This is a genomic window from Gordonia sp. 852002-51296_SCH5728562-b (genome assembly GCF_001665475.1).
GTDB classification, from domain to species: domain Bacteria; phylum Actinomycetota; class Actinomycetes; order Mycobacteriales; family Mycobacteriaceae; genus Gordonia; species Gordonia sputi.
The window spans coordinates 1-3,793 of the sequence record NZ_LZMI01000111.1; the positions used below are offsets into that span (position 1 = coordinate 1).

Sequence of the window (3,793 nt, forward strand, 5' to 3'; positions counted from 1 at the left end):
CCGTCGGCGTCGAGGGTTCCGACGTCGCCGGTGTGTAGCCAGCCGTCGACGACGGTGCTGGCGGTGGCGTCGGGACGGTTGAGGTAGCCGCGCATGACGTTGGGCCCGGAGATGAGTACCTCGCCGGGTTCGCCGGTCGGTGCGTCGGCGCCGTCGGGGGTGACGATACGGATGGTCTGGCCGGGCAGGGCAGGTCCGACAGTTCCGGACTTCCGTTGTCCGTCAAGGGGATTGCACGCCGACGCGCAGGTGCCCTCGGTGAGTCCGTAGCCCTGCAGGATCGGAACGCCGAACGTCGACTCGACGTGATCGAGCAGTTCCTTCGAGATCGGGGCGGCGCCGCAGATCGCAAAGCGCAACGATTCGAAGGCTTCTGCGCTGACGTCGGGATGGGAGACGAGCAGCGCGTAGATGGTCGGGACGGCCGAGAAGTACGTCGGCGACAGGGTGTGCAGGTCGGTGAAGAAGCGCGACGGCGAGAACTTCCCGGTGATGGTGAGTTGGCCGCCGGCGAGGACCGGCGCGAGGAAGCTGACGCAGATGGCGTTGACGTGAAACAGAGGCAGCACCAGTAGCGCGTGGTCGGCGGGCGTCAGCGACATCAGCTCTTTCATCGCCGACGCCATGTAATGCAGATTGTCGTGGGCCAGACGCACACCCTTGGGGCGGCCGGTCGATCCCGACGTGTAGATGAGCAGCGCGTCGTCGGACATCTGCGGAGGCTCCGGGGGTGTCCACGACGAGGCGGCGGTGGCGAGGTCGTCGACGTGGAGGAGGCTGCGGTCCGACGTGGCGGGCAGCGCGTCGTCGTCTACGAGGACGAGGCGGGCACCCGAATCGTCGAGCTGATACTCCGCCTCACTCGCGGTGAAGGCCGGATTGACCGGTGTTGCGATGGCACCGAGGCGCCAGGCGGCTGCGATCGCGATGAGAAGTTCGACGCGATTGGGCAGGAACGTCGCGACGACGTCGCCGCGTCGGACTCCGAGGGCGTCGAACTGCTCGGCTGCGGCGTCGACTCTGGCGGCAAAGCTCGCGTAGTCGAGTTCGGTGTGGTCGTCGCGGACGCATGGTGCGGCTGCACGATGGGCCAGCTCCCAGGGAAAATACGACGGTGCGCTCACGTTGAATTGGTCCTCTACTAGGTGGATGTGAGCCAGAACACTAATAGCTGTCCGTGTGACCGAGAACGGCCCCGCGCACCAGACTTTCGTCGGACTGTTGTGCTCTGAGCACAGAACCGCACTTGGCTTGCAGGTTTGTCGCAAGCGCTGCCGTCGAGCGACGCCGCGCTTAGCATCAGATGATGGTCGCACCCAGATTTGCGCTGGTCAGAATGCTCGTCGCGCTGGCGGTGGCCGGTGGTGGGATGACCGGAGCGGGTGTGGCAGCCGCGGCGCCGACGGTCGCTGATGTTTCACGGGCGTGCGGCAGCCCGCTGTCGGCGAACGAGGTGCGGCGGATCGTCGAACTGTCGGACACTGCCGACGCGTCGCCAGGTACGGCACTTCCGGTCCTGGAACGTCAGGTGGGTCGGCTGTGGCAGATCACCGACATTCTGACCGCGCACCGTGACCGGAGGGGGTTGTTCGCCCTCGGATTGGCGGCGGTCGAGCGCGACGCGGTGATGCCGCTCCAGCGGCAGCCGTCGACGTTCCATAACCCGCGCTGGGCGCCCGTGATCAGTCTGCGACTGCTCAACCGTTTTCTCGACGCAACGCACGCCGAGTTCTCCGGAGGCTCGGTGCCGACACACTGGCAGCGGTACTTCGAGTTGACGGGCACCTGCAGCGTCTCCGGTGAACGCGCCGCGCTCAGCGGATACAACGCGCACATCACCGTCGACCTCGCGTATGCCACCGCGGATGCGCGCACGACGGCCGACGATGCGTCGGACTACTTCAGACTGGTCGATGCCATTGCCGCACATGGTGATTCGATCGTCCGTGAGACCAATCGTGCCTATCACGTCGACCTCGGGCCGACGTTCCGCTTCTACTTCTTCGGGGAGGGACTCGACCGGCTCGTCGGCGCCGGCAAGGCGACGGGCCCGATGCTGCGCGCGGCCGACGTCGGATACAACGTGCTGACATTCGGCAACGGGTTGGCGCTGCAGGATCGTCGGACTCACGACGCCGCCGTCGGCGATATCAACGCGCTGTGGAACACCGGCGACGCTGCTCTCGCCGCGTTCGAAACATGGGGCGTACTGCGATGATTCGGACATTCGCGACGTTGCCGCATTTTCCAGTGGAGTCGCGGGGCCTTCCGTAGGGTTAAGCGTCGGTAACTGACATGCCCGCACACATCGGGCCGTACCGCCACAAGCAGCACCCGCACCACATCGGGTCAATACCGTTTTTGAAGGGACGTCGTACAACGATGGCAACCACCGAGTCACACAGCTCCACCGAGGAAGCGCCCACCTCGCTGGGGTCGAATCTGAAGCCGCGGCACATCACCATGATCTCGATCGCCGGCGTCATCGGCGCGGGCCTGTTCGTCGGTTCGGCGAACGCCATCGAGAAGGCCGGTCCGGCCGTGCTGATCTCCTACGCGTTGGCCGGCACCCTGGTGGTGCTGGTGATGCGGATGCTCGGTGAGATGGCAACCGCGAACCCCGACACCGGATCGTTCTCGGTGTACGCCGACCGCGCGCTCGGCCGGTGGGCGGGTTTCTCCGTCGGCTGGCTCTACTGGTGGTTCTGGGTGCTCGTCATACCGGTCGAGGCGACGGCCGCAGCCGCGATCCTGACCGACCTCGTCGGTGGTCAACAGTGGATCTGGGCGCTTGCCGTGACACTGCTGCTGACCATCACCAACCTCGCGAGTGTCGGCAATTACGGTGAGTTCGAGTTCTGGTTCGCGTTGATCAAGGTCGTCGCGATCGTGGCGTTCATTCTCGTTGGCGTCGCGGCGATCTTCGGGTGGATTCCGAGCTCAGAAGTCAGCGGTGTCAGTCACCTGTGGAAGCCGGATGGGTTCATGCCCAACGGATTCGGCGCGGTGATCGCGGGCATGCTCATCACGATGTTCTCGTTCATGGGCACCGAGATCGTGACTATCGCCGCCGCGGAATCGCCGAATCCCGAGCGCGGCATCACCAAGGCGGTCAACTCGGTGATCTGGCGGATCTCGCTGTTCTACATCGGGTCGATCTTCGTCGTCGTTGCGCTGATGCCCTACAACAAACTCGAGAACGGTTCGTATCAGTCGGTGTTGCAGGCCATCGGGATTCCGGGGTCGAAGATCATCATGGACATCGTCATCCTGACGGCCGTTGCGTCGTGTTTGAACTCGGCGCTGTACACGGCGTCGCGCATGATGTTCTCCCTGGGAACCAGGCACGACGCCCCGCAGGTGGTGCGCAGCCTGACGCCGAAGGGAGTGCCGTGGGTTGCGGTGTTGATGTCGATGGTCGTCGGATTCTTGGCGGTGGTCGGCAATTATGTGTTGCCGGACAAGATCTTTGCGTGGTTGCTCGCTACGAGCGGTGCGATCGCCCTGTTCGTTTACCTGACGATCGCGGCGAGCCAGTGGCGGCTTGGCCGCGTGCTGCGCGCGGAGGGTCACCGGCCGCCGGTGCGGATGTGGCTGTTCCCGTACCTCACCGGTGTGGTGATGCTGTTCATTCTGGCCGTGCTGATCCTGATGGTCTTCGACAACGACCAGAGGCAGGCGATCATCTTCTCCGCGATCTCGGCGGTGATCATCGTCGCGGCCGGATTCATCGTGCAGCGGCGCAGCAACTATCACTCCGACGACGAGGGTGCCCAGACGCGGTATCGAGAAG

At 64.7% G+C, this 3,793-nt stretch carries 3 protein-coding genes; 2 read left to right on the plus strand and 1 reads right to left on the minus strand.

Annotation, left to right across the window (positions count from 1 at the left end; genetic code table 11):
- Window positions 1-1,124: class I adenylate-forming enzyme family protein (locus A5766_RS18845; protein ID WP_064905935.1), on the minus strand; the 1,124-nt coding region annotated here is incomplete at its 3' end.
- 212 nt (window positions 1,125-1,336) lie between these two features.
- Between A5766_RS18845 and A5766_RS18850 the strand changes: the two genes are divergently transcribed.
- Complete coding sequence (locus A5766_RS18850; protein WP_005205359.1) at window positions 1,337-2,218, plus strand: DUF5995 family protein; 882 nt, start codon at window positions 1,337-1,339, stop codon at window positions 2,216-2,218.
- A gap of 164 nt (window positions 2,219-2,382) precedes the next feature.
- Window positions 2,383-3,793: amino acid permease (locus A5766_RS18855; RefSeq protein WP_064905937.1), on the plus strand; the 1,411-nt coding region annotated here is incomplete at its 3' end.